This is a genomic window from Cohnella algarum (assembly GCF_016937515.1).
GTDB lineage: Bacteria > Bacillota > Bacilli > Paenibacillales > Paenibacillaceae > Cohnella > Cohnella algarum.
Genome location: NZ_JAFHKM010000002.1, coordinates 57,824 through 83,750, shown reverse-complemented (window position 1 = coordinate 83,750; position 25,927 = coordinate 57,824). Strand labels below are relative to the sequence as shown.

Annotated in this window: 19 protein-coding genes and 1 pseudogene; 17 read left to right on the top strand and 3 right to left on the bottom strand. The window is 46.7% G+C overall.

What is annotated here, in order from left to right; all coding sequences use genetic code 11:
- Nucleotides 1-66 precede the first annotated feature (66 nt).
- The 5 genes and pseudogenes from JW799_RS00465 to JW799_RS00445 all read left to right on the top strand — a co-directional run.
- Nucleotides 67-363, top strand: coding sequence for a nucleotide exchange factor GrpE (locus JW799_RS00465; RefSeq protein ID WP_150959863.1), 297 nt, complete (start codon nt 67-69; stop codon nt 361-363).
- A gap of 187 nt (nt 364-550) precedes the next feature.
- Nucleotides 551-2,215: an SWIM zinc finger family protein gene (locus JW799_RS00460; protein ID WP_205428208.1), complete on the top strand. Its 1,665-nt coding sequence runs from the start codon at nt 551-553 to the stop codon at nt 2,213-2,215.
- A gap of 151 nt (nt 2,216-2,366) precedes the next feature.
- Entirely contained in the window at nt 2,367-2,546 is a 180-nt protein-coding gene (locus tag JW799_RS00455; RefSeq protein WP_019537557.1) for a hypothetical protein, read from the top strand.
- On the top strand, nt 2,539-3,123 hold the full coding sequence (locus JW799_RS00450) for an ATPase (RefSeq protein WP_240353108.1): 585 nt from the start codon (nt 2,539-2,541) through the stop codon (nt 3,121-3,123). The genes JW799_RS00455 and JW799_RS00450 overlap by 8 nt, the downstream gene beginning before the upstream one ends.
- 383 nt (nt 3,124-3,506) lie before the next feature.
- Nucleotides 3,507-3,629 (top strand): annotated as a pseudogene (locus JW799_RS00445) (3'-5' exoribonuclease YhaM family protein); the annotation flags it as partial.
- A 9-nt stretch (nt 3,630-3,638) separates the two neighbouring features.
- Here the strand turns inward: JW799_RS00445 and istB are convergent.
- Nucleotides 3,639-4,442, bottom strand: coding sequence for an IS21-like element helper ATPase IstB (gene istB, locus JW799_RS00440; protein ID WP_205428207.1), 804 nt, complete (start codon nt 4,440-4,442; stop codon nt 3,639-3,641).
- On the bottom strand, nt 4,439-5,662 hold the full coding sequence (istA, locus tag JW799_RS00435) for an IS21 family transposase (RefSeq protein WP_205428206.1): 1,224 nt from the start codon (nt 5,660-5,662) through the stop codon (nt 4,439-4,441). Before istA ends, istB begins: the two co-directional genes overlap by 4 nt.
- A gap of 111 nt (nt 5,663-5,773) precedes the next feature.
- Between istA and JW799_RS00430 the strand changes: the two genes are divergently transcribed.
- The 7 genes from JW799_RS00430 to JW799_RS00400 all read left to right on the top strand — a co-directional run bounded on the left by JW799_RS00430 (nt 5,774) and on the right by JW799_RS00400 (nt 12,900).
- Nucleotides 5,774-6,616 carry a 3'-5' exoribonuclease YhaM family protein gene (locus tag JW799_RS00430; RefSeq protein WP_338026184.1) on the top strand — a complete coding sequence of 281 codons (843 nt, stop codon included), beginning with the start codon at nt 5,774-5,776 and terminating at the stop codon, nt 6,614-6,616.
- A 92-nt stretch (nt 6,617-6,708) separates the two neighbouring features.
- Nucleotides 6,709-7,830: a Fic family protein gene (locus tag JW799_RS00425; protein ID WP_201318253.1), complete on the top strand. Its 1,122-nt coding sequence runs from the start codon at nt 6,709-6,711 to the stop codon at nt 7,828-7,830.
- Nucleotides 7,831-7,957: 127 nt separating this feature from the next.
- Nucleotides 7,958-8,335, top strand: coding sequence for an HIRAN domain-containing protein (locus JW799_RS00420; protein ID WP_197186978.1), 378 nt, complete (start codon nt 7,958-7,960; stop codon nt 8,333-8,335).
- Between the two features lie 54 nt (nt 8,336-8,389).
- Entirely contained in the window at nt 8,390-9,343 is a 954-nt protein-coding gene (locus JW799_RS00415; protein WP_074730127.1) for a helix-turn-helix transcriptional regulator, read from the top strand.
- A gap of 41 nt (nt 9,344-9,384) precedes the next feature.
- Nucleotides 9,385-11,022 carry a PD-(D/E)XK nuclease family protein gene (locus JW799_RS00410; RefSeq protein ID WP_205428205.1) on the top strand — a complete coding sequence of 546 codons (1,638 nt, stop codon included), beginning with the start codon at nt 9,385-9,387 and terminating at the stop codon, nt 11,020-11,022.
- On the top strand, nt 11,019-12,347 hold the full coding sequence (locus JW799_RS00405) for a RecB family exonuclease (protein ID WP_205428204.1): 1,329 nt from the start codon (nt 11,019-11,021) through the stop codon (nt 12,345-12,347). The genes JW799_RS00410 and JW799_RS00405 overlap by 4 nt, the downstream gene beginning before the upstream one ends.
- A complete protein-coding gene (locus JW799_RS00400; RefSeq protein WP_205428203.1) occupies nt 12,340-12,900 on the top strand; it encodes a UvrD-helicase domain-containing protein in 561 nt (186 codons plus the stop codon). The genes JW799_RS00405 and JW799_RS00400 overlap by 8 nt, the downstream gene beginning before the upstream one ends.
- 310 nt (nt 12,901-13,210) lie before the next feature.
- Here the strand turns inward: JW799_RS00400 and JW799_RS00395 are convergent, their stop codons facing one another.
- Complete coding sequence (locus JW799_RS00395; RefSeq protein ID WP_080834646.1) at nt 13,211-14,509, bottom strand: IS110 family RNA-guided transposase; 1,299 nt, start codon at nt 14,507-14,509, stop codon at nt 13,211-13,213.
- 34 nt (nt 14,510-14,543) lie between these two features.
- Between JW799_RS00395 and JW799_RS00390 the strand changes: the two genes are divergently transcribed.
- The 5 genes from JW799_RS00390 to JW799_RS00370 all read left to right on the top strand — a co-directional run bounded on the left by JW799_RS00390 (nt 14,544) and on the right by JW799_RS00370 (nt 25,867).
- Entirely contained in the window at nt 14,544-17,510 is a 2,967-nt protein-coding gene (locus JW799_RS00390; protein ID WP_205428202.1) for a UvrD-helicase domain-containing protein, read from the top strand.
- A gap of 33 nt (nt 17,511-17,543) precedes the next feature.
- The gene (locus JW799_RS00385; RefSeq protein WP_205428201.1) at nt 17,544-18,998 is read left to right on the top strand and encodes a type I restriction-modification system subunit M; all 1,455 of its coding nucleotides are present in this window, start codon (nt 17,544-17,546) and stop codon (nt 18,996-18,998) included.
- Nucleotides 18,995-20,161: a restriction endonuclease subunit S gene (locus JW799_RS29475; protein ID WP_205428200.1), complete on the top strand. Its 1,167-nt coding sequence runs from the start codon at nt 18,995-18,997 to the stop codon at nt 20,159-20,161. The genes JW799_RS00385 and JW799_RS29475 overlap by 4 nt, the downstream gene beginning before the upstream one ends.
- On the top strand, nt 20,162-23,527 hold the full coding sequence (locus JW799_RS00375; RefSeq protein ID WP_205428199.1) for a DEAD/DEAH box helicase family protein: 3,366 nt from the start codon (nt 20,162-20,164) through the stop codon (nt 23,525-23,527).
- A 117-nt stretch (nt 23,528-23,644) separates the two neighbouring features.
- On the top strand, nt 23,645-25,867 hold the full coding sequence (locus JW799_RS00370) for an AAA family ATPase (protein ID WP_205428198.1): 2,223 nt from the start codon (nt 23,645-23,647) through the stop codon (nt 25,865-25,867).
- Nucleotides 25,868-25,927: the final 60 nt, after the last annotated feature.

Here is a 25,927-nt window from a genome sequence, read left to right as displayed (position 1 = left end):
GGTTGGAATCCATTGAAGTGAAGTTGATTCTCGAGTAATAAAGAAATGTTTGGGCAGGGGATACCGGTGAAACGTTCTTCAAGACAGACGATGATTAGGCTGTATGCTCAAGCGGTCATTTCGGAACTTCAACAATTAGGTTATCCCAATGATCAAGCTAACGCAGTCTTTTTTCGACACTATCGAGACATGAAACGCTTATTTGGTCTTGAGCAGAATGTATGCGATTTTGCAAAGATGATTGATGAATTTGAACGTGCCATGCAGAAGAAGCATGACCCGAGTGATCCCAATTCAATTGCTGTTGGCCATCTAAACCACTTGGCTAAAACATACATCCTTAAGCATAAAAGCAACAAATGAGCAGGATTATTTTCCAAATGGCAACCGATATACGACCTGTGTCGCTGTCACCATTTCTAAAAGATGAATATGTCGACGCTGCGGCAGACCAACATATTCCCTTCTTTACCACGGTGCGATCTTATCAGGTGTTCATCGACTATTGGAATTCCAAGATGGAAAGAAGCATCCAAAGGGGGTGGTCCTCTTGAATTTATCCGATTTTTCCAGATACATAGATCCTGCAGTTGTACACAGAGGGAAGGAATACGCGTCCGAAGGACGGGTAATTTCCTTGAAGTCCATTGCCGATGAAAAGTACACTGCGGTTGTGCGCGGGTACGAGGATTATGAGGTTTATGTAAGGCTAGACAACGAGAACAACATAATGGAATCGGAATGCGATTGTCCGTACGATTTTGGACCGGTCTGCAAGCATCAAGTCGCCGTATTCCTCGAGCTTAAGAATAGAGAAGCAGACGGGGTATCTTCACCGGAACCGTCTCTCCGGCAACTGTTGGAAGCAGAGAGCAAGGAGAAATTAATCGAATTGCTGCTCTCGATTGCATCGGATTCATATACCGCGGAAGAGCGCATCAGACTCCACTTGTCGAAAAGGGGCGCGGATCAGGAGTTGGACGCCTGCCGGCGGTTGATTCGATCCTACATTGACACATATTCGGATGATCATGGTTTTGTGTCTTGGCGGAACGTAAGCCGCGCGGTGGAAGGTGCGGAGATCGTCGCTGAAAAGGCTCTCTCCGCCTTCGATGAAGAGGAATGGTTGCACGGGCTGGCGATTCTGTTTTGCATCATCGAAGAGATGATTGAATTATTGCAGTCCGCCGACGATTCGGACGGTGGAGTCGGGATCGTGATCGAAAGCTGTCTGGAATCGATCTTCAAGCTGGTTCAGGATCACCATCATATTCCGGCGGAAGAACGCTTGAAGATTTTCCGCCGGTTGTTGGAGGAGACACACCAGCCTTATTACGACGGGTGGTCGGATTGGCAGCTCGTGCTCCTCGAGGCGGCAGGCGCGCTGATTGAGTCGGAGGAGATGCAACATCAATGGGATGATGCGGCGGAATCACTCCTGGGTCATATGTCCGGAAGCCATTGGTCGCGGGGGTACGCAGACGAGCGGGTGGCTGTGCTCCGATATGGTCAAATTTTGGAACGATCAGGTGAGGACCAGGCGAAAGCTTATTTGTATAAACATCTGCATTTCCCGGAAATTCGGGAGATTGCGATTCGAGCGGCGCTTGAGCAAGGCGATGCCGAGGAAGCGATTCGATTGGCGGAGGCCGGGGAAGCTCAAGATCAGGGGCTGCCGGGGCTCGTCTATCGCTGGAAGAAATATCGGTATGAGGCATACCATCGCACAGGACAAGTCGAACAGCAGCGGAAACTCGGGATGGAGCTGATCATGAACGGAGAATATGATTATTACCGGTCTGTGAAGGATACATTTTCGGATGAGGGAGAATGGTCCTTGTATCTGCAAGATATGTTAGATCAATTGGAGCAGAGCCCGAGGGGAGAGCATACGTATACCCAAATTCTGGTGGAAGAGGAGATGTTCGCACGGCTTTTGGAACATGTCCGCAAGGCACCTTACCGAATTGAATCGTTCTATGAGCAATTGCTTCCGCATTACCCGGAGGAGGTGAAGGCGCTTTTCGTGGCATATATCGAATTCCGGGCGGATCAATCCAGGGACAGGCGAGATTACGCCGATGTTTGCCGGATCATTCGAATGCTTCAACAGGTTGGCGGGCGGAAAGAAGCGTTCACCGTCACACAAGAATTGTTAACCAGGTTTCCGCGAAGACCGGCTTTCCGGGAGGAGTTGGGGAAGATCCGTTTTTGAACTTTATAATGGAATAAGAAGTCACGCGGTTTGTGCACAGCGGATTTTTTTGTGATGAGGGTGGACAAACCGGTATGCGAAACCTGTAATTTTGATCATAATCGAATATGTTATAATAATGTCTAAATGGAGACGGATTCGGTGGTGATCAATGATGGATCGTGTTCAAGATTTGCAAAAACTGATCAAACTTACGGGCGATCGCGCGAAACTGGATGCAAAAGCGAACGGGACTTACATTGTCTATCAAACGGAAAAAGGCCAGATTGTCAAAGAATATTCAAACGGTGTGATCGAGCCAATCGACAATCCTGGGGTTCATCATGAATGAGTACTCCACAGTGATGGTTGTATTCGCCGGCAATAACGGCAGCGGCAAAAGCACCATTCGCAATTTGATAGTGGACAGGCTTGGTATCAGTGTCAATATAGATCCCGACGCTTTAGCTCGCGGCATTGATTCTGACCATCCGGATCGCCGCAAAGTATCCGCAGGCAAAGAAGCGATTAAACTTGCGAGAGATTGTATCCATCATAAACGCGATTTTTCTGTAGAAACGACTTTGGCCGGCGGTAATGCGATAAGACTGATACGGGAAGCCAAGGCGAACGGCTTTGAAGTGACGATGTTTTATGTGGGTCTAAACGATGTTCGGCTCAATATCGAACGTGTTGCCGCCAGAGTTCGAAACGGCGGACATCATATACCGACTGAAGACATCATTCGGAGACAAACCACATCCATGCAAAATCTGCTAACTCATATCCATCTCATTGATCATTTGATTGTGATTGATAATAGCGAAGTTTCCGGTAAAATCGTTATGCAAGCTGAACATAGTATTTTAAAATATCAGGCCGAATCTCTTCCAAAATGGGTGCATAAGATCAAGGATCAGTTACATTGATTATGGAGAATCATATGAAGTTTGAAATTAGCAAATCTATGGAAAACAAAATTAATAATTGGGATAAATGTGAACCCAAAGATGTAACGGGAGCAAAGTTTGCGTACATATTTATACCAACAAGTCTAGGATTGGTTATCAAGGTCCAGTGTGATGTTTGTAAAAGGGAATTACTACTAACCGAAGATGATTAAATCTTGAATTTTACATTTCTCCCAATGTGAATAAGGAATTCTACGCGACCGGATTAGATCTGGTCGTTTTTTTGTGCAGAACATATATTCGCTGACAAAGTGTTGTCATGACTTAACTATAAAATAAAAATATACTAGATCACTGAGGCAGAGGCAGAGTTTTTGGAGTTGTAGATGGGGGTGAAAAGAATGACTTTGATAAAAGAACTGACCACGAACGATGAGTTCGTCGGCTTCTATTTGCTGAAAGAGCTGGAGCTGAAGCAGACCAATACATCCCCGGCAAAGGATTACTTCGATTTGGTGCTGTCAACGCCGGAATTAAATTGACCCACTAGCGCCGGGATAATTTTGACCCACCTGTGCGCTTGGTGACGAATAGATTCCGGTTTTTAGTTTTTCTTTAAGCCTGTAGCTGTTCCCACGGATGTTTACTACGTGGGAATGATGGAGGAGGCGATCAAGCACGGCCGTTGCAAGAACGGCATCTCCCATAAGTTCGCCCCACTCACCAAAGCTTTTGTTACTGGTCAGGATCATGCTGCTTTTCTCGTACCGAGCACAGACCAGTTGGAAAAACAGGTTCGCACCCAGTGGGTCCAGGGGGAGATAGCCCACCTCGTCGACGATGAGTATCCGAGGACGAAGATAAACCCTCATTCGCTTCTCCAATCGGTTTTCCTCGTACGCCTTTCGCAAATCGCTAACTAGTTGAGCGAGCGAAACGAAATACACCGGCAAGCCTTGTCCAATCGCCTCCATCGCAATTGCGACGGCTAAATGGGTCTTCCCGACGCCGGGAGGGCCGAGAAAGAGAACATTCTCCTGCCTCCCAACGAATGTTAATGCAGCAAGTTCACGAATCAGGCGCTCATCAAGCCCAGGTTGAAACGTGAAGTCGAAATCACTTAGCGTTCGTCGATACGGTAGATGCGAAAGTTTCATTCGTACCTCAACGTTTCGGCGTTGACGCTCCAAAATCTCAGCCTCCAGCAACTCGTTTAGGAAAGTGAGGTAAGTGCTTTGGCTTCTGCCGGCGGCCTCTAACTTTGCATCGAGAGCTTGGGCAGCTTGTTCTAAGCCGAGTTCCTCCAGACGGAGGCGAGCTTGTTCTAGTGCAATCATGCGCCCACCTCCACAAGGCGATCATAAACATCGAGAGATCGCACCTCCACATCTTGTTCAGGTATCTGAAGCCCTTGAGGCCTTGGGTAGGCATAGCCTTGCGCCGTACTCAGGTTGGTGTACTGGTTCTCGCACATGACAAGCGTTCGTGATCGGTATTGCTTTTCATGCTGGGCAATGAGCTGCTTCTCAGAATAAATCTCGACTATGCCATTCACTTCACGCACCTTCACATCACGGCCACTGAACCGCCAAGGAACGCCGTACCGTACGCCATCGTAGCTGACGAATCCGTCCCGGCTGGCCTTTCGAGGCTCGAATCGGTACTTTTCCCAGCGCTCCGGAGTTGGCAACGGCCCAAGCGCTTCATTGGCCAAACGGTCGAATGGTCTTTCGCCGGTTGTGCCATGAATGCGGCGATTTTGTTCGTCACACCACTTCCGGGCCTGGCGGTTCAGATCACCGAGATCCGTGAATTGTCTTCCTGGCATGAAGTTCTGCTCGATGAACTGAACGCTTCGTTCGACTTTGCCTTTGGTTTGTGGACGTCGTACGCGGCAGACCTTAGGGATCATGCCGATGGCTGCGGCGAAGTCTTCAAACAACGGATGCCAGCGCGGCTTTCGGTCGTCGCCCATGCCCAAGATGACGGTTTTCATCTGGTCGGTGAGCATCGTTTTCGGGACGCCGCCAAAGTATTCTAGGGCGTTCATCAAGCAGCGTAGAAAGCTGTGGATGTCACAGCGTTTCGTAAACTCCATATACGTCGCGCGGGAGTGGCCCAAAACCATTGCAAAGACAGGGATCTTCCGAACCTCCCCGGTTAGATCGACGTACTCGCAAATCTTCCAGTCTACCTGTGCTTGTTGTCCAGGTTTCGTCTCGTAGCGTTGCACAGCCGGCGCCTGTTTTGGAGGACGATGCGGCTTCACATAGTCCTTGATGATCGTAATTCCACCGCCATATCCTTGTTCTCTTAAGAGACGTAGTAGAACTTCACAATTGAATATTCCTTTGGCCAAGTAAAGATCCAACTGGGACTTGTATGGATCTAGTTTGGAAGCTCTTTTCTTGCGGGGATTGGGTTCAGGGATACCATCGGCTCTAAGATATTTACGAATCGTATTTCTCGAATGACCCGTCTCCCGCATGATCTCACGGATACTCTTGCCGCTAGCTTGAAGTTCATGTAATCTAATCACTGTCCCACTCCTTAGCATATTTCCTCCTCTCCAAATATCTTGGCCGATATTCTCGAGGAGATATATTCTACAGGGGTGGGTCATTTTCATTCCGGCGCTGGTGGGTCAATTATATCCCGGCGGTGACAGGTGCTGTGTGATGCCAGCGGCCAGCTCCCTGCAAAGTATTGGGATGTGAAGGAAACAGAAAAAGACAGCTTTTCTCCCATGACGCTAGTCAAGGTTCAGGGAATCGTTCAATTGTATCGGGAAAAGCCGCAGGTTAAGATCACCCGGATTCGCAATGTAAGTAATGAAGACGGTGTGTCTCTAACCGATTTTATTCGGGCGGCCCCAATTGGATCTTCGGAATTATTAGAGGTCATAAACAGAGTCATCGAGAGTATTTCGGACCCGGTGATACGCGATATTGTAGGCTTTTGTGTAGATAAGGTAAGAGAGAAACTGGCTCATTATCCGGCGGCCAAAATGCACCACCATGTTTACTTTGCAGGACTGGCCTATCATATTGTTCGTATGCTGGAGATCGGCGAGTTCCTATGCAAGCAGCGGCCCTTTCTGAATGCAGATATGATCAAGGCCGGGATTATCCTACATGATATCGCCAAACCAGAAGAGATGATTGCCCAGCTTGGGGTTGTGACAGACTACAGCGTTCAGGGTAAGTTGATCGGGCATATCGCAATGGCGGCCAGTTGGATCACAGAAGCTGCGTTGCGGCTGGAACTTCCGCTTGATTCGGAACAAGTGATCGGATTGCAGCACCTTATTCTCTCTCACCATAACCTCGGGGAATGGGGGAGCCCGGTACAGCCGCAAACGGCAGAAGCGGTAGCATTGCACTATATTGACGCACTGGATGCCAAACTCCAGATGGCGGAGGACGCACTAAGCGCCACTTCGGACAAGGAGTTGTGGACACAGCCGGTCCGAGGGCTGGAGAATAAAGCGTTGTACAGGATGTCATTGTAGAAATTAAAATATACGAAGAAAATGCAATGAAACAAAAATACTTTGCGGCAAAATAGCGGCAATGGTATAGTGTTATTGAGGAAGGTGATGTTATGTTTACACCCAAATATTCAATAACGGACACCATAGCCCGCAGACTAATGGATATACAACGCGCCAGTGTTGTGGTGGATTTGCTTCCACTGCCCGCATCTATTCTGGATTTGCTTAAGAAAGAATCGATGGAAAAGACGGTCATTCTTTCAACGAAAATTGAAGGAAACACGCTTGACGAGGCGACGAAGCGAAAAGTCTTGTACCAAACCAGCAATGACAATGAAGAGCAGGAAGTTTATAACTTAATGAAAGCTTTGGAATACCTGGATGAAGCCGAAAAAAGACAGCTCCCGGTCACAGAGGAATTTATTAAAAAGCTGCATGCTATTATCCGAATATCACACGGACGAAGACCGCGTGTTAGCGAGTATCGCGAAGAACAGAATCAAGTAGGCAGCCGCAATGCCTCCGGTTTTTATTTGCCGCCGGAATGGAAAGATGTCCCGGTATTAATGGAGGATTTGGTTGCCTGGGTGAACTCGCCGGAAACCTATTCGGTTCCGGTTCCTATCAAGGCTGGCATATTCATGTGGCAGTTCCTAACGATCCATCCGTATTTGGACGGGAATGGCCGAACGGCTCGGATGATCACGACATATCTTTTACGACGCGGCGGATATGGCTTAAAGGGGTTATTTGTACTCGAGAATTTCTATGACCGCAACTTGGCTGAATATTATCGCCGACTCCAGTTGGGTCTCCATCACAATTATTATTTTGGGCGGAATGAAGCTGATTTGACGCCTTGGCTGGAATTCTTTATCGATGGTTTGGCGGAGGTTTTTCAAGAAGCCGCTGCCATCGTAACGGAGAAATCTGCTCAAATGACGAAAATCGAACCGGATCTAATTCGCAAGTTAGATCCCCAGCAAAGAATGGTGTTTGCTCAATTAACCTTTAAACAAGATACCCTAACGACAAGCGAAATGAGGGACCTGCTGCGTTTGTCGGACCGTTCAATAAGGGAAAAGGTAAGTCATTGGAGAGAAGAAGGATTCATTGAGCCGCGCGATCAAGACGCCAAAAGAGTTCGTTCGGTCAAATTATCCGCGGAATACGAGAAGTTGGCACAAGACATTCGGAATGCGCCGGATCAGTTTGCCCATTTTCTAAAATGAATGCAGCACTGCGATCTCAAGTTGAGATGCCGCAGTGCTTTTTTTGTGCGCAGAACATATATTCGCTGACAATCTATGGTCGTTGCGATCCGTCATAATGAAGGAAAGACATGCGGGAGTGAGTACAGTGGATCAACCGATCTATATCGCCGTCACAGGCACGCAGCATTACTACGGAGCAGCATTTCTAAAGCCGGGTCAGGTCGTTCACTTGATCAAAGACCCGGATAATCCGCATGACCATGAAGCGATAAAGGTGGATATGATCCCATTGGGCAAAATCGGTTATGTCGCCAACAGTCCGCATACCGTACCGAAAGGATGCCGCAGCGCCGGCCGGATTTATGATATGTTTGAGCATCATGTTTGCGGCATGGTGCGATTTGTCGTTAAGGATACGGCAATTGTTGAACTTACGCCGGGTCTAGAGGAAGTGTACATCATCAAAACGACAGAGAACGTTTCGTTTTCTCCTTATAGGCAGGAAGAACCAGGTAAAGCGTAGAATCCCAATGATGATAAGGATTTACATTCTATATGCCACGATAGGAGATATAGCATGACGGATAAAGTGATTCGGCTCTTTAAAATACTTCTCGCCATTCAATCCAATCCGGGGATTTCGGCCAAGGAGCTGGCGGACAAATGCGAGACAACGGATCGTACGATTTATAGGGACATGCGGATTTTGGACTTGATCGCACCGATTACAAACGAGGGTTACGGAAAAGGGTACCGTTTTGTCGGTAATTTCGCCATGTACCCGCTGAATTTCACGGAGCAGGAAGCGTTGGTGTTCTCTGTCCTGCCCTCCGTGTTGGACACCAGCAAATTGCCTCCAGGCTTTGAATCCGCCTACGACAAGGTGATGGCTACCCATGTGAAAGAAACCCGGAAGCGGTACGATACACTGGAAAATGTCGCAGACATGATCCAAATGGGCACCCCGGCTTATCGGGAGAACAGTGCCAACTTCTTGCTGCCCATCATGGAAGCGATTATCGCCAGTAAGACGATCAGGGCTGTTTACCATACCCAGAGCCGGAATGAATTGACGGAGCGCCAAATTGATCCGTACTATTTGGTCCCGCGGGATCAACGGTTTTACTTGATCGGCTATTGTCATTCCAAGCAGGACATTCGCACGTTTCGTATAAGCCGTTTCCGCCATGTAGAGTTGACAAGTAATCGATTCGACAAGGGTGATTTTAACATTGCTCAGTATATGAAGCATACCTGGTCGATTGAACGCGGGGATTCTTTAATCACTTTTAAGATTAAATTCCATCCGGATGTCGCCCGCTATGTGAAGGAAGAAGAATTGTTCGTGAGACCGAAGATGACCGATCTGCCGGACGGCAGCTTATTATTCGAGGTCACCGTCAACCACGAGCGGGAGTTTATGAATTGGGTGGTTCAGTACGGACCTTCAGCGGAGATTTTAGAGCCTGCATCTGTCCGGGAAAAGTTTAAGGAACAGCTACAGCGTTGGGGACAGTTGTATGGGCAGTAAGTTGCTGTTGTTGAAAGATAGACGAAAGGAAGGTATCCCTTTTGAAAATAGTAGGCACGTTTCTAGAACGTTTATATGATGCAATCCGTAGAGAGCCATTTCGCCGCAAAATTGTTATTGCTCCTTCCTACATCGAAGGACAGTCCTGGTTGATGCGAATATGCCGGGAATTAGGGCCGGTTATGAATGTGGAGGTCCAAACGGTTCAATCCTTTGTAAGAAGTCAGGTTCAGTTCTCCCTGTATCAACAAGGGCTGACTTTAATCGGGGAACAGCGGTCCTTTTGGATTATCCATCATGTCATGGAACAAATGGCTTCCAAGCCGGATTCCTACATCGCGGTGGATCAAGTAAAGCCTGGTATTGCCATGCATGTTCACCAAGCCATTATGGATCTGCGCCGTGCCGGAGTGAGTGCGGGGGAGCTTCGAGACGACCACTTTATGAGCCAGCAAAAAGGCAGCTATGTCAGAAAGGTGTTGTCAGCGTATGAGCGCTTTCTGAATCAGCGGAGCTGGATCGATTTCTCCGGCCTTTTGTCGCATATACCAACCCAATTGCCGGAAAACGTGGAGCTTATTCTGCCAGACCCTATGCCGCTTTCACCGGTTTCCGCTCGAATGCTGGAGCGGTTGTCAAACGGACGGATGACGAGGATTATAGCGGTTTCTTCCTTCACTGACGTCCAATCCACAATGCCGTTCGGAAAGGTTCAGTTCTATCATGCGACCGGAAGGCTGGCGGAGGTTCGCGAAGCATTGAGACGCATTATTCAGGGCCGGATGCCATTGGATGAAGTGGAGATGATCGTACCGGATGAAGAATATGCGTTGGTTATTTCGACCATGTGTGCTTCTTTCGGTATTCCCTGTTCCTATGCAGACGGGCTGCCTGTGATTACATCCGGAATGGGAAGAGCCGCACATTTTCTGCTGAACTGGTTGGAGTCCGGTTATCAGGTGCGGCAGCTCGTATTGATGCTGCAACAGCAATTGATCACGTTCTCCGATCGTGACCAAGGAATAACGAATGCGGATTGTATTCGAGCCCTGGAGAAAAGCGGAATCGGCTGGGGGAAAGAACGGTATATCAAGTTGCTGGGGTCGGGGCATGTTCGGTTCCAAGGGGATGCAGATGAAAGACCCGAAGAACGGGAGCGGACGGAACAACAACAGCGGGATGACGACATCAAGAAGCATCTGACAAACCTCCTGGGAGAATTGTTTCCAGACGAAGCGGCGCTCTCATCTCCTAAGGGAATCTGGGGATGGCTCGTTAACATCTTGGATAGATTTGGTGTATGCGGAACGGAAGAGGATGCGATCGTCCTGCAAGAAATGAAAGGTATCGCTAAAGAACTGCAGGAATGTCCTGTTCCGGACTCGATGCCGTTTCAGCAAATGTTCTTGTATGCCCGAGACATGCTGCAGGAACTTCGAGTCGGGGTGCAACGGTTACCCAAGCCCGGATTCCTGTACATATCGAGTTTGGCGAACGGGGGATCAGCGGGAGAAAACATACGTTTCTTCTCGGGATGGATGAACAGTCGTGGTCCGGGAATATCAGGCAAAATCCCATGCTTCTCGATGAAGAGTGCAGACGGATCGATGCCGGGCTTCAAACAGCCGTGCAGAGACAAAGAGATCGGCAACGCCTTCGTGATGGTCGGCTTGGGATGATAAGTGGCAATATCACATTTAGCTTCTCGTCGTATGACTTGGCAGAAGGAGCGACAGCAAGCCCGGCTTTTCAACTTCTACAGGTATTCCGAAAAGTATCCGGAAAAACGAATGCGGACTATGAGATGTTGCACCGAAGCTTAGGCGAACCTGTCGGGTATTTGGATGTAGAGCAGCCATCCTCTACTGAGCTAAATGGACTGCCATTGGACGGCTCTCATTATGTCTTCCGACAAATCCATGCGAATGTAAACCTTATGAGGGACCGGCAATCCTTCATCGAATCGGTCTATCCGTCGCTTCGTCAAGGCAGACTTGCACTCGAGGCGCGTGGCAGCTCGCAAGTGACGGAGCATGACGGATATATAGCGGGGGATGAATGGACTGATTATTGGAAAGACCGGGACGAACGGACGCTTAGCGCAAGTCAATTGGAGAAGTACGCGGAATGTCCGATGCGGTACTTTTTCCAATATGTGCTCAGGATTCGCGTGAAAGATCAGGTGACTTTTGACCGTACCTCCTGGCTGAAGCCGAATGAAAGAGGCTCGCTGCTGCACGAGGTTTATCGTCGTTATATGACGGAAGTCAACGCAAGTAAAGTCATGCCTATTACACACGATCATGCCCGTTTGCTTCGTATTGCGGAGGAGACGATTCTCTTGTATGCCGAGCGGATTCCGGCACCGAGCCCTCATGTGTTTGAGAGGGAACGGCAAGCGATGCTCCGGGATGTGGACGTGTTCTATCGCATGGAATTGCAGGCTAAGACGGCTCCCCGGTTTTTCGAACAAGAGCTCATCGTGGACGGCCAGCCGTTGCACCTTGAGCTTGGCGAGGACATGGCGATTACGCTGCGCGGGATCGTCGACCGGATCGATCAAGTTGCGCCGCATCAATATCGGATTATCGACTATAAGACCGGCAGTCCTCGGCCTTACAAGGAAAATGGCATGTTCGCAGGCGGTACGCAGCTGCAACACGCGCTTTACGCAATGGGGACGGAGCTATGGATGCGGCAAACGGGTGTGGATTCTGATGCAAAAGTGCTTGAAGCGTCTTACGTCTTTCCAAGCGAACGGGGGCACGGGCAAGTGATTGCACGCCCGCAAACCGAACGGAATCGAGTCACCGCGGTGATCCGGGGAATCCTTTTGTCGATGGAACAGGGATTGTTTATTCCCGCTTCAAATCCTGCGGTCTGCCGATATTGCGACTATGCGGCTGTATGCGGAGAGCACGCAGAGATGATGGCCCATAAGCGAAAGGATGAAGCAAATTCGGAACTACTGCACACGCTGCTGGAGGTGGAGAACATTGAATGAACCATCCGATCAACAAGCTAGAAAGAGGATATTGGAGGAGCTGAACACGACCTTTCTGGTAGAAGCCGGTGCAGGCTCGGGAAAGACAACCAGCTTGGTCGGCAGATTGCTGGCACTCATCGAGTCCGGAACGGCGAAGATGGAGCATATTGCGGCGATCACCTTTACGAATAAAGCGGCGGATGAGATGAAGGAGCGTTTCCGCATTGCTTTAGAGCGGAAAACGGCTGATATTGAAGGCGAAACTAGAGAACGAATGGAAGAAGCTTTGGCCAATCTAGACCAAATCTTTATTGGAACGATCCATGCGTTCTGTTCCTCCATGCTTCGCGAGCGACCGATTGAGGCCGGATTGGACCCTTCTTTCGAAGAAATGGATGATGAAATGAATCGTGCGTTCCACGATCAATGCTGGGATGAATATCTGATTCAGCTGCAGGAGGAAGATAGTGAAGCACTTGCCTCCCTCAATAAATTAATCTTTTCTCCGTTTTTCTCGCATTTTCTCAGGATTTCAACTTTGACATCCGAGGCTCCCTTGGATAAGATTTGACGCGGAGCGAATATTTGGGATCGACCTGTTGGCGGGAATAGAGGTGGGGACCACCCCGCTTTTTGAAAGCCGTATGGTCGCATATGGATCTCCACATGTGCCCTTGCGGTTTACCCTCCCATATCTCCCTGGGTCGTTGCCCTTACATTCCTTCGTTCTACCTCTCAAGGGGTGGAGGCCAGGTTAGCTCCTTTACGGGGTCGTTGCCCTAATGGAATCGATTACTCCCAGCCTATCCGTGCTTCGTTTGTCAAAGATCAACATGTGTGTAAGCGATGAAACCAAAGTGAGTTATCCATCTGTGAATGAATTAAGCTGCCGCTTGCAATTGAGCCTCCCGATGGGGGCCGAGTACTTTGCTGACGTCATAGTTCTTCTGTTTACGGCCTAGCTCAAACATGACTCGAATGAGCTTGCTCGAAATCGCAATCATCGACTGCTTTTTTTTCAGCGGATTATCCCGGCGCGTCGTGAAGTACAGGTGCAGTGCGCGGAACTCCGGATTTTTGGCAACCAAGGTCAATGCCGCCCGGTACAGCAAAGCCCGGAGACGACAACGACCTCGCTTGCTGATGGTCGTTTCCCCTTTGTGAAGCCCGGAGCTGTTTTCTCGCAGGCTGAGACCGGCGTGACGAACGATTTGCCTGCTGTGATCGTAGCCGCTCAAGTCTCCGACTTCCGCCAGGAATCCTGCCACAGTGATGAGGCCGATACACGGAATGCTCATCATGTGGGTGGCGCCCGGAATCTGTTCCACCAGATCCGCCACATGCTCCATCAGTTGTTCGATCTGCCTGCACAGCATGGCGTACTGTTCCAAATACATGGCTAGCTCATGTTTGGCCGCCGTAGCGCCTTCCGTGAGGCCGATGGACGTTTGGGCTTTCCGGTAGAGCAGTCCCGCTCTCTTGGGGCCCACAGCTCGTTTCACATCGTTCTTCTTCCAAGTCGCCACGACTGTCGTTTCGCCGGCGGAGACGACGTCTTGTGGCAGCGGAAAGTGTTGCAACGTAATGAGCGAGGCCTTGCCTTCCCAGTCTTTAAACACTTGCCTATATTCGGGAAAGAAGCGATCCAGCCAATTGTGGATTCTTCCTTTCACCCGATTCAAATCCCCGCATAGACGGTCACGCTGGTTCATCAGTACACGCAGGTCGGCGTAAACACCCTCCGGCAGCTGCGGCTGTGTATAGCGTCCGTCGATGACGAGTTTGGCGACGACCTTCGCATCTTTGATGTCGTTCTTGGTCGGCGAGTTGTCGTCGAGTTCCTTGCTTTTCTTGACGTGATGCGGATTCACGAGCACCACTTCGATGCTGCGCTGCTTCAGGAAGTGAAACAGCGGGAACCAGTAGTGCCCGGTGGGCTCTACGCCAAGTAGTACGTCCGTCAGTCCATGTTCTTGCTGGATGGATTCGGCCCAGGCCAACAAGTCCAGTAGGCCATTCTCGTCGTTCTGGAACAGGCAACGCTTACCGAGCTCAATGCCACGGTAGGTGAAGGCCCGAGCGACATGGTTGTGCTTCGCGATATCCGTCCCGATGACCAATGTTGTTTCAGAAATTCTCGAAATCCGTTGATTTTGCTTGCTCGATTGGTTAAACTTCATAGTGAGCGTCCTCCTCTTAATTAGGGCAGTGAATGTGCACCATTCCGAGACCCAGCATACAGGAGGCGCTTTTTGTTTTGCAAACCGCATTTTAATTCATTACAGGAATGGCTCCTTTACCGAGGTGGGAATCGACGTCAGCATCCTGAAGAATGTCTATGATCGGGTATCTATTTTTACGGATCTCCAAATCCCTTGCGAACCGGTTCATCGTCCTGATTTCAACCTCATCCGACTCTCCTTGCTTCCCATGATTGAAGAAGCCAACAGGTTTCTACCGACAGCTGAACCGGAAAAAGGGTGGGATAATCTTCAGGCAAAACTGCGTACTGCTAATCGTATGCTGCGGTTGTCGGATGAGCAGGACGATATGTTGATGCTAACGCTTGCGAAGATGTTTGACTTCAAACTGGATGTGAAGCAGTACAAATGGACGGATAAGAAGCAAGCCAAAGCCATATCCGAACGATTTCACGATTGGCAGATTACGGTCCTGTTCCCCTTTCTTCAATCGTGGCGGGAATATCTGTATCCGAAAGTCATTCAATTTGTCTTGCCTGCATTGGAGTATTGCAGAGAACGGCGATTGCAGGCAGGGAAGCTGAACTTTCAGGATCTGCTGATGTATGCCTGCCGTCTTCTGCGTGATTACCCGGAAGTTCGCGCGTTTTTCGCCGGGCGCTACCAACGGCTTATGGTCGACGAATTTCAGGACACCGACCCGGTCCAAGCGGAAATGATGTTTCTCTTAACGGGAGCCGGCGATGATCCGAATGAACGGAATTGGCGGAAGCTTACGCCAAAGCCCGGCTCCTTGTTCGTCGTGGGAGACCCGAAACAGTCCATCTATCGTTTCCGCCGCGCGGATATTTCCATCTATAACGAGGTGAAATCGCGGATTCAAGCATGTGGAGATGTGCTTCACTTGACCAGCAATTTCCGGTCCGTCGATGCGATCGGCGCTTTTGTGAACGGGCAATTTGTCGGCAAGCTTCCCGTCCGGGAAACCGATGTTCAAGCGGCGTATGTCCGGATGGAAACGAATATACCGAATCCAAAGGGGAATAAGCGCGCGGATCACGGGGTTTATGCACTCACTTACCCGAAAATTTCCGGAGGCAAGGAGGAAGTAGCGGCGGTTGACGCACAGCGTATTGCCGCAACCATCGCGTGGGCTTGCCGCGACGGAAATTTGCTTATTCAGGAGCGGGATGGCGCATCCTGGGTGTTCAGAGAGGCACGGCCCAATGATTTTCTTATATTGACAAGGACAAGGCATTATTTGCATCTCTACGCAGAAGAATTGGAGAAGCGGGGCGTTGCTGCGGAAACGGTAGGAAGCTCCGCTCTATACCCCGAACTTCATACGCTGGGACAATTGGCCCTCTACCTGGCCGATCCGTCCGATCAAGTGGCGATGCTGAGCGTATTGCGCGGACCTCTATTCGGTATTAGCGACAAGGAGCTGATGGAGTATCGTGCTCAAGGGAATGCATGGTCTATCTATCGGCTGCCTGAGGAGTCAGCTGAACAGGGTAGTCAAGTTGTCGCTGCATGCCGTAAATTGCGGGAATATGCCGATTGGGTGAAAGAAATGCCTGCATGGTCAGCCTTGTATTGCATTCTGGAGGATACCGGTCTTTTGCCTTATTCCACGGTGCAAGAAGCAGGAGCAAATCGGTCTGGAACACTGCTTAAGATGTTGGAGCGATTGCAGCGTGACGCCATGCTCGCATCGGATTGGCATGAACTGGCGCATGCGATTTCGGCCATTCGGGAGAGCCAAGGGATGGAAACCGCCAGTCTCTACACAGGCAAAGGGCAAGCGGTACGGATCATGAACGTGCATAAGGCAAAAGGGCTTGAAGCGCCTATCGTGTTTCTCGCTTGTCCTTGCGGGGAGAAGGATCATGACGCCGACCAGTTTGTTGATCGTTCGGAGGCTGAGGCCGCGGGCTATTTCCTGATCCAGCAATCGAAAGGGTTTCAGAAAGATACGATTGCTCAGCCGGTCGGCTGGGAAGCGATGAGCGTGCGGGAGCGTGCATTCATGCTCGCGGAGCGGGATCGGCTTCTTTACGTCGCGGCGACGCGGGCCAAGCAAATGCTAGTCGTCAGTCTCTACCCCGAACAACCTGCCAAGTGCCCGTGGAGTTCACTCATGGATGGGATGGAGCTAATCCGGGAGTTGGATGTTCCGGAATCGGATGTTCAAACAGATGAGTATGATCGGGAACTTGACGGAGATATTGTAATTGGGACAACTTCATCTGGTTTATCCGGGTCCGAAGCCTCATCCATTGATCTAGGTGCTTACTTGGCCCAGAGAGAGCAGGTGTTCCATCAACTGCGCCAACCGACTTATGCCGAATCAACCGTTACCGGGCTGACGAAGAGCATGAGCGACACACCGGAATGGTCAGCCACGGGAAGAGGCCAATCCTTCGGCAGTGTGATCCACAAGGGACTTGAAGCAGTTGGAAAAGGTCTTCCGATGAGCGAATTGCCTGTATACGTTCAATACCTCTGCCAGACCGAAGGAGTATCAGAGAAGGACGCGGGGGATGCTCTGTCAACACTCCGGGAAGTACTCGAAAGCGAACTCTGGCAGCGCAGTATTCAAGCGAAGCAGCGATTGTTTGAAATCCCGATTATGATGGTTCAGAGCAATGGGGAGACAATGTCTTATCCCGCAACCGAGCAAACGATGTCGGAAACAGCTGCCGCGGCATTGAAATATCAGACTGATAACGGTGGCCATATCTTGGTGAAGGGTGTAATAGATTTCGCTTTCGAAGAGGAAGATGGCTGGGTGATCGTTGACTTCAAAACGGATCAATTGGATGAGAGCAAATTGGAGCAGTTTGTTCGGTTTTATGCGCCGCAAGTGCAGGCTTATGCTAAGGCCTGGTCTGAGACGTTCGGTTATCGGATGAAGGAAGCTGGTTTGTATTTTTCCAGCTTGCAGAAATATGTCATATTAGGACGGCCCGTTGTATAATTAGACAAGAATCTACATGCAGAGGAGATCGTTATGATTACAGGTGAGTTAAGGCAAAAAGTAGACCGGATTTGGGAGACATTTTGGACCGGCGGAATCACCAATCCATTAAGTGTGATCGAACAATTTACATATTTATTGTTCATTAAAGGGCTGGACGAAGCGGAAACGCGCAAAGAGAATGAATCCTTGCTGCTGTCGTTGCCTTTTACCGGATTATTTCCAAGTGACAAGCAGCACTTGCGCTGGAGTCAATTTAAATCGTTTGATCCTCAGCGGATGTATGATGTTGTCTCGAACGAAGTATTTCCTTTCATCAAGACGCTTCATGGAGATAAGGATTCAACCTATGCCAAATACATGGGTGATGCCATCTTTATGATCCCGACTCCGAATATGCTTGTACGCATTGTCGAAGGCATCGATACGATTGACATGAAGGATAGGGATACCAACGGGGATTTGTATGAATATCTGCTATCCAAAGTAGCTACGGCTGGAACGAACGGGCAGTTCCGTACTCCGAGACACATTATCGAAATGATGGTCGCTTTGATGAAACCGACGCCTGAAGATATCATATGTGACCCGGCTGCAGGTTCGGCGGGTTTTCTAGTTGCCGCAGGTGAATATTTGCGGAAACATCATGCAGATCTATTCCTGGTTCAGGGCTTGAAGGAGCACTTCAACAATCATATGTTCTACGGTTTCGATATGGACCGTACGATGTTACGCATCGGGGCCATGAATATGCTGCTTCATGGAGTGGATAACCCGAATATCGAATACCGCGATTCCTTGAATGAAAACAATACGGACAAAGACAAATATACGTTAATCCTAGCCAATCCGCCGTTTAAAGGATCGCTTGATGCGGATTCAGTAGCAGCAGATCTGCTGCGTGTGACTCGCACGAAGAAAACGGAGCTATTGTTCCTTGCCCTGTTCCTGCGGATGCTCAAGGTAGGCGGGCGCTGCGCCTCCATCGTACCAGATGGTGTTCTATTCGGTAACAGTAAAGCCCATAAAGACATTCGTAAGGAAATCGTTGAGAATCACAAGCTGGAAGCGGTTATTTCGATGCCAAGCGGAGTATTCAAGCCGTATGCTGGGGTATCGACAGCCATTATAATCTTCACAAAGACAGGTGCAGGCGGAACGGATCACGTTTGGTTCTATGACATGAAGGCGGACGGTTATTCGCTTGACGACAAGCGGAATCCCATTGAGGCGAATGATATACCCGACATTTTGGAGCGGTTTGGCAATTGGGAAGCAGAGAAGGAGCGAAAACGTACGGAGAAATCGTTCCTGGTTCCGGTCGATGAGATTCGCTCCAATGCCTATGACCTCAGCATTAATCGCTACAAAGAGACAGAGTATGAGGAAGTTCAGTACGAGGACCCGAAGGTTATACTGGCTTCGATCAAGCAGCTAGAGGATGAAATTGTTGAAGGGCTTGCGGAACTGGAGGCGTTGTTGGGGTGAGAGTTAGACGGGTTGGAGATTTATTTACGATTGCTAAAGGAAAGAAATATGAAGGAATTCAAGGAATTGATGCAAACGAAATGGTACGTTATATCCAGATTGAAGACCTACGAAATGACAAGAACATAAAATGGGTAAGTAGAATTGATAATGGTGTATACGTAACAAGTAATGATATATTGATTGCATGGGACGGTGCCAATGCGGGAACGATTGGTTATAATCTCACAGGAATTATAGGCAGTACATTAGCTGTATTAAGACCACGGGATTCCAATAACTATATCCCTTATATAGCAATGTTTCTTCGATCAAAAAGTTCATTTCTAAGGGAGAATTGCACTGGGGCGACAATTCCGCATATTCAGAAGAAAGTTCTAGAAGATATTGAAGTCCCTTTACCTTCGTTTGAACAACAAAAAGAAATTGCATATATTCTAGACAAAGCCCAAGCTTTAATTGATAAACGCAAACAAGCAATAGCCAAACTTGATGAATTAGTTCAAGCTGTATTTTTGGATTTGTTTGGTGATCCCATTAAAAACGCCAAGTCATGGAAAATTAGTAAACTTAAAGAAGTTTCTGAACTTATTACTGACGGTACTCATCATTCACCCGAACCTATGACAGAAGGTATACCGTATATAACTGCAAAGCATGTTAAGGTAAATAATATTGATTTCTATTCGAACCCAACTTACATTTCAGAAAGTGATCATACTGCCATCTATAAGCGATGTCCTGTAAAAAAGGGAGATATTTTGTATATTAAAGATGGGGCTACGACAGGAATCGCAGCAATTAATCCATACGAGTTTGAATTTAGCATGTTGTCCAGTCTCGCGTTAATTAGAATAGATATTAAATATGCGACCCCCCAATATGTTGTAAGCTATTTGAACAACCAATATGTCAAAGAACAAATCACAAATAATATGTCTGGAGCAGCAATAAAGCGACTAACACTAGCAAAAATTAATGATATAAAGATACCGATTCCCGATTTAGAAACACAACATAAGTATGTTGGGGTTTTCGAACGATACCTAATACAAAAAGGGAAACTGATTGAATCCCTTCAACAACTAGAATCCAACTTCCAGGCACTACTTCAAAAAGCTTTCAAGGGCGAATTGATAGTGAGGGATGGTGTAACGGTCTAGATGGGCGATGTGCAGCTAACGAATTTTGGATTTCTCAGAGAAAATAAAACCTATGCCAGCTTTGCAGGTGCATGTATAGAGGCGGAAAAGGCGTTGGTCGTCAGTCCTGCGACCAGCGCTATTCTCAGCCGTAGGGCTCTGGAGCTTGCTGTCAAATGGCTGTTTACCTACGATAGCGACTTGAAGGTCCCTTATCAAGACAATCTGTCAAGCTTGATTCACGATGTAACTTTTCTCCGCGTAATCGATCAGTCCATGCTACCACAGTTGAAATATATTACGAAGCTAGGAAATGTCGCCGTGCATTCCAATGCAACGATCAGCCGTGGCGAGGCGATTCTGTCTCTTCGCAACCTGTTTAACTTCATCAGTTGGATCGATTATTGTTATTCGGTCGAGTATACGGCCAGAAGTTTTGACGAACAACTCTTATTGGAAGAGAACAAACAACAAGAAAAAGTTAGGCCTCAGGAGCTGCAGGATTTATACGACCGATTAGGTTCAAAAGACCGTAAGCTGGAAGATCTGATCAAAGAAAATGAAGAGCTTCGGAAGCTGCTGACCGAGCGCAAGGCGCAGAACACGCAGGAGTACAACTTTGTTCCGGATAAAATCAGCGAGTTCGAGACTCGCAAACGTTACATCGATCTCGAGCTTAAGCTGGCCGGATGGACATTCCAGAAAAATGTACTGGAAGAGTTTGAAGTACAAGGCATGCCAAACGGCCAAGGGATCGGTTATGTCGATTACGTGTTATTGGGTGAGAACGGGAAGCCGCTTGCCGTCGTGGAAGCGAAAAGGACCAGCGCAGATCCCAATGTGGGCAAGCAGCAAGCGAAGCTCTATGCGGATTGTTTGGAGCAGCGGTATGGACAGCGTCCGTTGATTTATTATACCAATGGATTTGTAATAAATTTCTGGGATGATCTTCACTATGCCAGTCGGCAAGTATCTGGTTTCGCCAGTCAGGATGAGCTGCAGTTGCTCGTCAACCGGCGCTCGATCCGTAAACCGTTGCAGGAAGTACAAATCAACAACTCCATTGTAAATCGCCCTTATCAGCATGAAGCAGTCCTTTCGGTTTGTGATGCATTAAATAAAGGACAGCGGACCGCTTTGCTTGTCATGGCGACCGGAAGCGGTAAAACACGCACTGCGAGCGCCATTGTTGATGTGCTGAGCCGATATAATTGGGTTAAGAATGTGCTGTTTCTTGCGGATCGTACAACGCTTGTTCGCCAAGCCAAAAACAGCTTCAGCCAGTATTTGCCCGACATGACACTGTGCAACCTGCTTGACAGCAAGGACAATCCGGAGACGGCAAGAATTGTTTTTTCCACTTACCCGACGATGATGAATGCCATCGACGAGGTCAAGCGGAAGGACGGCAAAAAGCTGTTTACGGTTGGTCATTTTGACTTGATCATCCTTGATGAATCGCATCGAAGCGTCTATAAGAAATATAAGGCCATATTCGATTATTTTGATGCTATCCTACTGGGCTTGACGGCAACTCCCAAAGATGAAGTCGACAAAAACACATATGACGTGTTCCGTCTGGAAAATGGTGTTCCAACCTTTGCCTATGAACTAGAGCAAGCAGTCAAGGAAGGATATTTGGTGGATTACCGTACCGTGGAAACAACAACCAAGATCATGGACGACGGCATCCGCTACGATGATCTGTCCGAAGAGGAAAAAGAGCAATACGAAGAAGTGTTGCTGGAGGATGAAGAAGAGGAGCCGCGGGATATTGATAGTGCAGCGATTAACGAATGGTTGTTTAACCAGGATACGATAGACCGTGTGCTGCAGTTTGTTATGGAGCGGGGCTTGAAGGTAGAAGGCGGAGATAAGCTGGGCAAGACCATCATATTTGCCAAAAACCATCGGCATGCAGTTGCAATTGTAGAGCGGTTCGATAGCCTGTATCCTGAATTAAAGGGGCATTTTGCACGGGTCATTGATATCAAAACGAATTATTATCAATCTCTGATTGATGATTTTTCCATTTGGAACAAGCTTCCTCAAATTGCTGTTTCCGTTGATATGCTCGATACAGGCGTAGACATCCCTGAGGTTGTCAATCTGGTATTCTTCAAGAAAGTTCGCTCGAAGTCGAAGTTTTGGCAGATGGTGGGCCGAGGGACACGGTTGTGTAAAGATCTGCATGGAATTGGTGAGGACAAAAAGGAATTCTCGATCTTTGATTTCTGCCGTAACTTTGAGTATTTCCGGGCCAATCCGAAAGGGAAGGATACCGATATTGCCGAGACCTTATCGGAAAAATTGTTCAATGTTCGTACTCAGATTGTACGTGAACTTCAACAACTGCGTTATCAGGAACCCGAATATATAGAACATCGCACGGAATTGGTGAAATTGTTGAAGGATAGCGTGAGTGCGCTAAATGAGGAGCATTTTCGCATCAGACAGCATATCCAGTATGTCCATAAGTATAAAAATGACGCTGCATGGCGCTCCTTAACCGATACTGATATGGGGGATTTGAAGGAGTATATTGCTCCTCTTGTCGTTTCTTTAGACCATGACGAATTAGCAAAGCGGTTTGACTATATGATGCTGATCATCGAATTGGCTAAGCTTCAGGGAACACAATCGGTGAAGCCGATTCGCAAAGTCATGGAGACGGCAGAAAAACTCTCCAAGTTGGGTACGATTCCTCAAGTCGTCGCACAGCGACATGTCATAGAGAAGGTCTTGACGACAGAGTTCTGGGAAGAAGCGGACATCTTCGAAATGGAGAAAGTTCGTGTTGCTTTACGGGATCTCATTAAATTCCTGGAACGGGAAACACAACAAATCTATTATACGAACTTCAAAGATGAATGGCTTGCTGTAGAGGAAAGTAGAGGCTTCTATAATACCAATGACCTGCAAAATTACCGTAAAAAGGTCAACCAGTATTTACAAACGAACAAGGATCAAATCGCTATCTATAAATTGCGCAACAACAAACCGATCACGAAACAAGATCTGGAGACGCTTGAACATATTCTATGGGCAGAACTCGGAACCAAAGAAGATTATGAGCGGGAATATAAAGACTTACCGGTAACGAAGCTTGTACGGACGGTCGTAGGGCTCGACCAGGAAGCCGCGAATGAAGCATTCACGGTATTCCTGCAGGAAAACCGTCTGAATGTCCATCAACTACGGTTTGTGAAGCTGATTATCGATTATGTAGTGAAAAACGGTATTCTTGAAAAATCCGTACTCCAAGAGGAGCCATTCCGCTCGGTCGGCAGTATCACGGAACTGTTTAGTAATAATCTGGACGATGCACGAGCAATTATCGGTATTATTGATACGATTAATAAGAACGCTGAGGTTGTTGGGGCTTAGTATTTTCGGATTGTAGATACTACTACTAATTTAATTACTTGCATCTGGGCGTAACTAAAATGGACATCTATTTTAGTTACGTCTTTTTTAAATTAACATTTTCGGGGTGAAGAAGTAATGATTAAAGAAATTTCCATTAAGAAGATAGCAACTTATGATAGTACAGGTGTTGTCTTTAGTGGATTAAAGAAAATTAATTTTTTCTACGGTTCCAATGGAAGTGGGAAAACATCATTATCAAATGCTATGAAAAATATTGAGAACTTCCCGGATTGTAATATTGATTGGACATCACAACCATTAAAAACATTGGTATATAACCAGAAATTCGTTGAGGAAAATTTCCATCAGGATTCGCACATTAAGGGTATATTCACATTAGGTAAGGAGTCAACTGAAATAAAAAATGAAATTGCTGAAAAGAAGAGGCTTGTTGATAAATTAGACGAAGAGATTCGTAGATTGCGCACTAACTTGTCCAATAAAGAAGAGGAATATAACGCGAATGAAAATGAATTTATAGAAGATTGCTGGGAATTGAAAAGAAAATATGATAACGAGTTTTTGCAAGCTTTTTCAGGTGTTCGAAATAATAAAATGAACTTTATGAATAAATGTAAACAGTCGCATTCACTTGAAAATAAGTTATGTGATTTAGAGGATTTACGTGCTCGTTCAAATAAATTATTTAATGGAAGTTTAGTGAAAATTCAAACGTTGCAATCAATAAAGAATGACGAACTAAACGTTGCTTGTTCAAGTCGAATATTCCAAAAACAAATTGTTGGTAAGCAGGAGGTCGATATCGCCGCTCTCATTTCTAGACTGGCTATAAGCGATTGGGTAAAAAGAGGATATGATCATATACATAAGTCGGAAGGTAAATGCCCTTTTTGTCAACAGTCATTGCCGGATGGTTTTTTGAATAAATTGGAAGAGTACTTTAATGAAACCTATGAAAATGAAATGAAGGAATTGGCAAATTGTGTTAAACTATACATGGAATCATATGATAATCTTGAGACTTCGATCCAGGATCTAATGGAAAAAGAAGTACCATATATCGATAAAGAGAGAATAAATCAACAGTTAGAAATAATAAGATCGAAAAACGAAATCAATCTCGAATTAATTGAACAAAAACAAAAAGAACCAAGTAAGAAAATTGCATTAGTTCCTGTTGACGAATTTGTAAAAATTATCAATTTAGAAATTGAGAGGGTTAATCAGGAAATCCTTGGACATAACAGGTTGGTTGATAACCGAGCCCATGAAGAACAGCTTCTTAAGGATCAAATATGGAGATTCATTGCAAATGAAAATCTGCATAATCACGAAAAATATGTACGCAAAGAATTTAATATTAAGAATGCGATTACAGGGATAAAAGATGGGATCTCATCAAAAACATCTGAGAAAAACAGATTGATTTCAGAAATCGAGGGTTTAGAGGCTCAAATCACTAGTGTAATTCCATCCGTTAATGAAATGAATCGTCTGTTAAAAGCGTATAATTTTACAAATTTTAAGTTTGCGTATACACAAAACCAGGGAAATTATCGCTTGGTACGATCCACTGGAGAAGATGTGAATCAGACGTTGAGTGAAGGTGAAAAGACATTCGTAACGTTTTTATATTTTATGCATTTGTTGAATGGAAGTAATAACAGAGATCTTATTACAGAGAATAAAGTCGTTGTAATTGATGACCCTATTTCTAGTTTGGATAGCAATGTATTATTTATCGTTAGCAATCTTATTTTAAAACTTATTGATGATATCAGGAACAATCAAAATAATATTGTTCAATTATTTGTTTTAACCCATAATGTATATTTCCACAAAGAAGTAACTTTTAATAAAAAGCGTTCAAAAGGCGGAAAATTACATGATGAAACATTCTGGATTATAAGAAAAGTTAATAATGTTACTGAGGCTCAATCCTATGATACAAATCCAATAAAAACTTCATATGAGTTAATGTGGCAAGAACTTAGATTTGCAACACAGAGTAGTTCTTCAACAACGGTTCAAAACTTGATTCGTAGAATTATAGAAAACTATTTTAAAGTATTTGGTAATTTTAGTGAAGATGATATACTGAATAAATTCGATGAAGAGGAAAAGTTAATATGTAAATCGCTTTTATCCTGGGCAAATGACGGGTCACATTTTGCAAGTGATGATTTGTATATTGAACATCCATTAGATACAAACGCTAGATACCTTAATATATTTGAAAAAATATTCAAAGTTACAAATCATCATGCACATTATAAAATGATGATGGGAGTAGAAGAAGCTGATCAGAGTGAGATCCCTCATGCACAGGTATCGTGATTGATTGAGCCTTTCCCATTAACAATAACAAATATACAATACAATTTACCCAAACAAAGC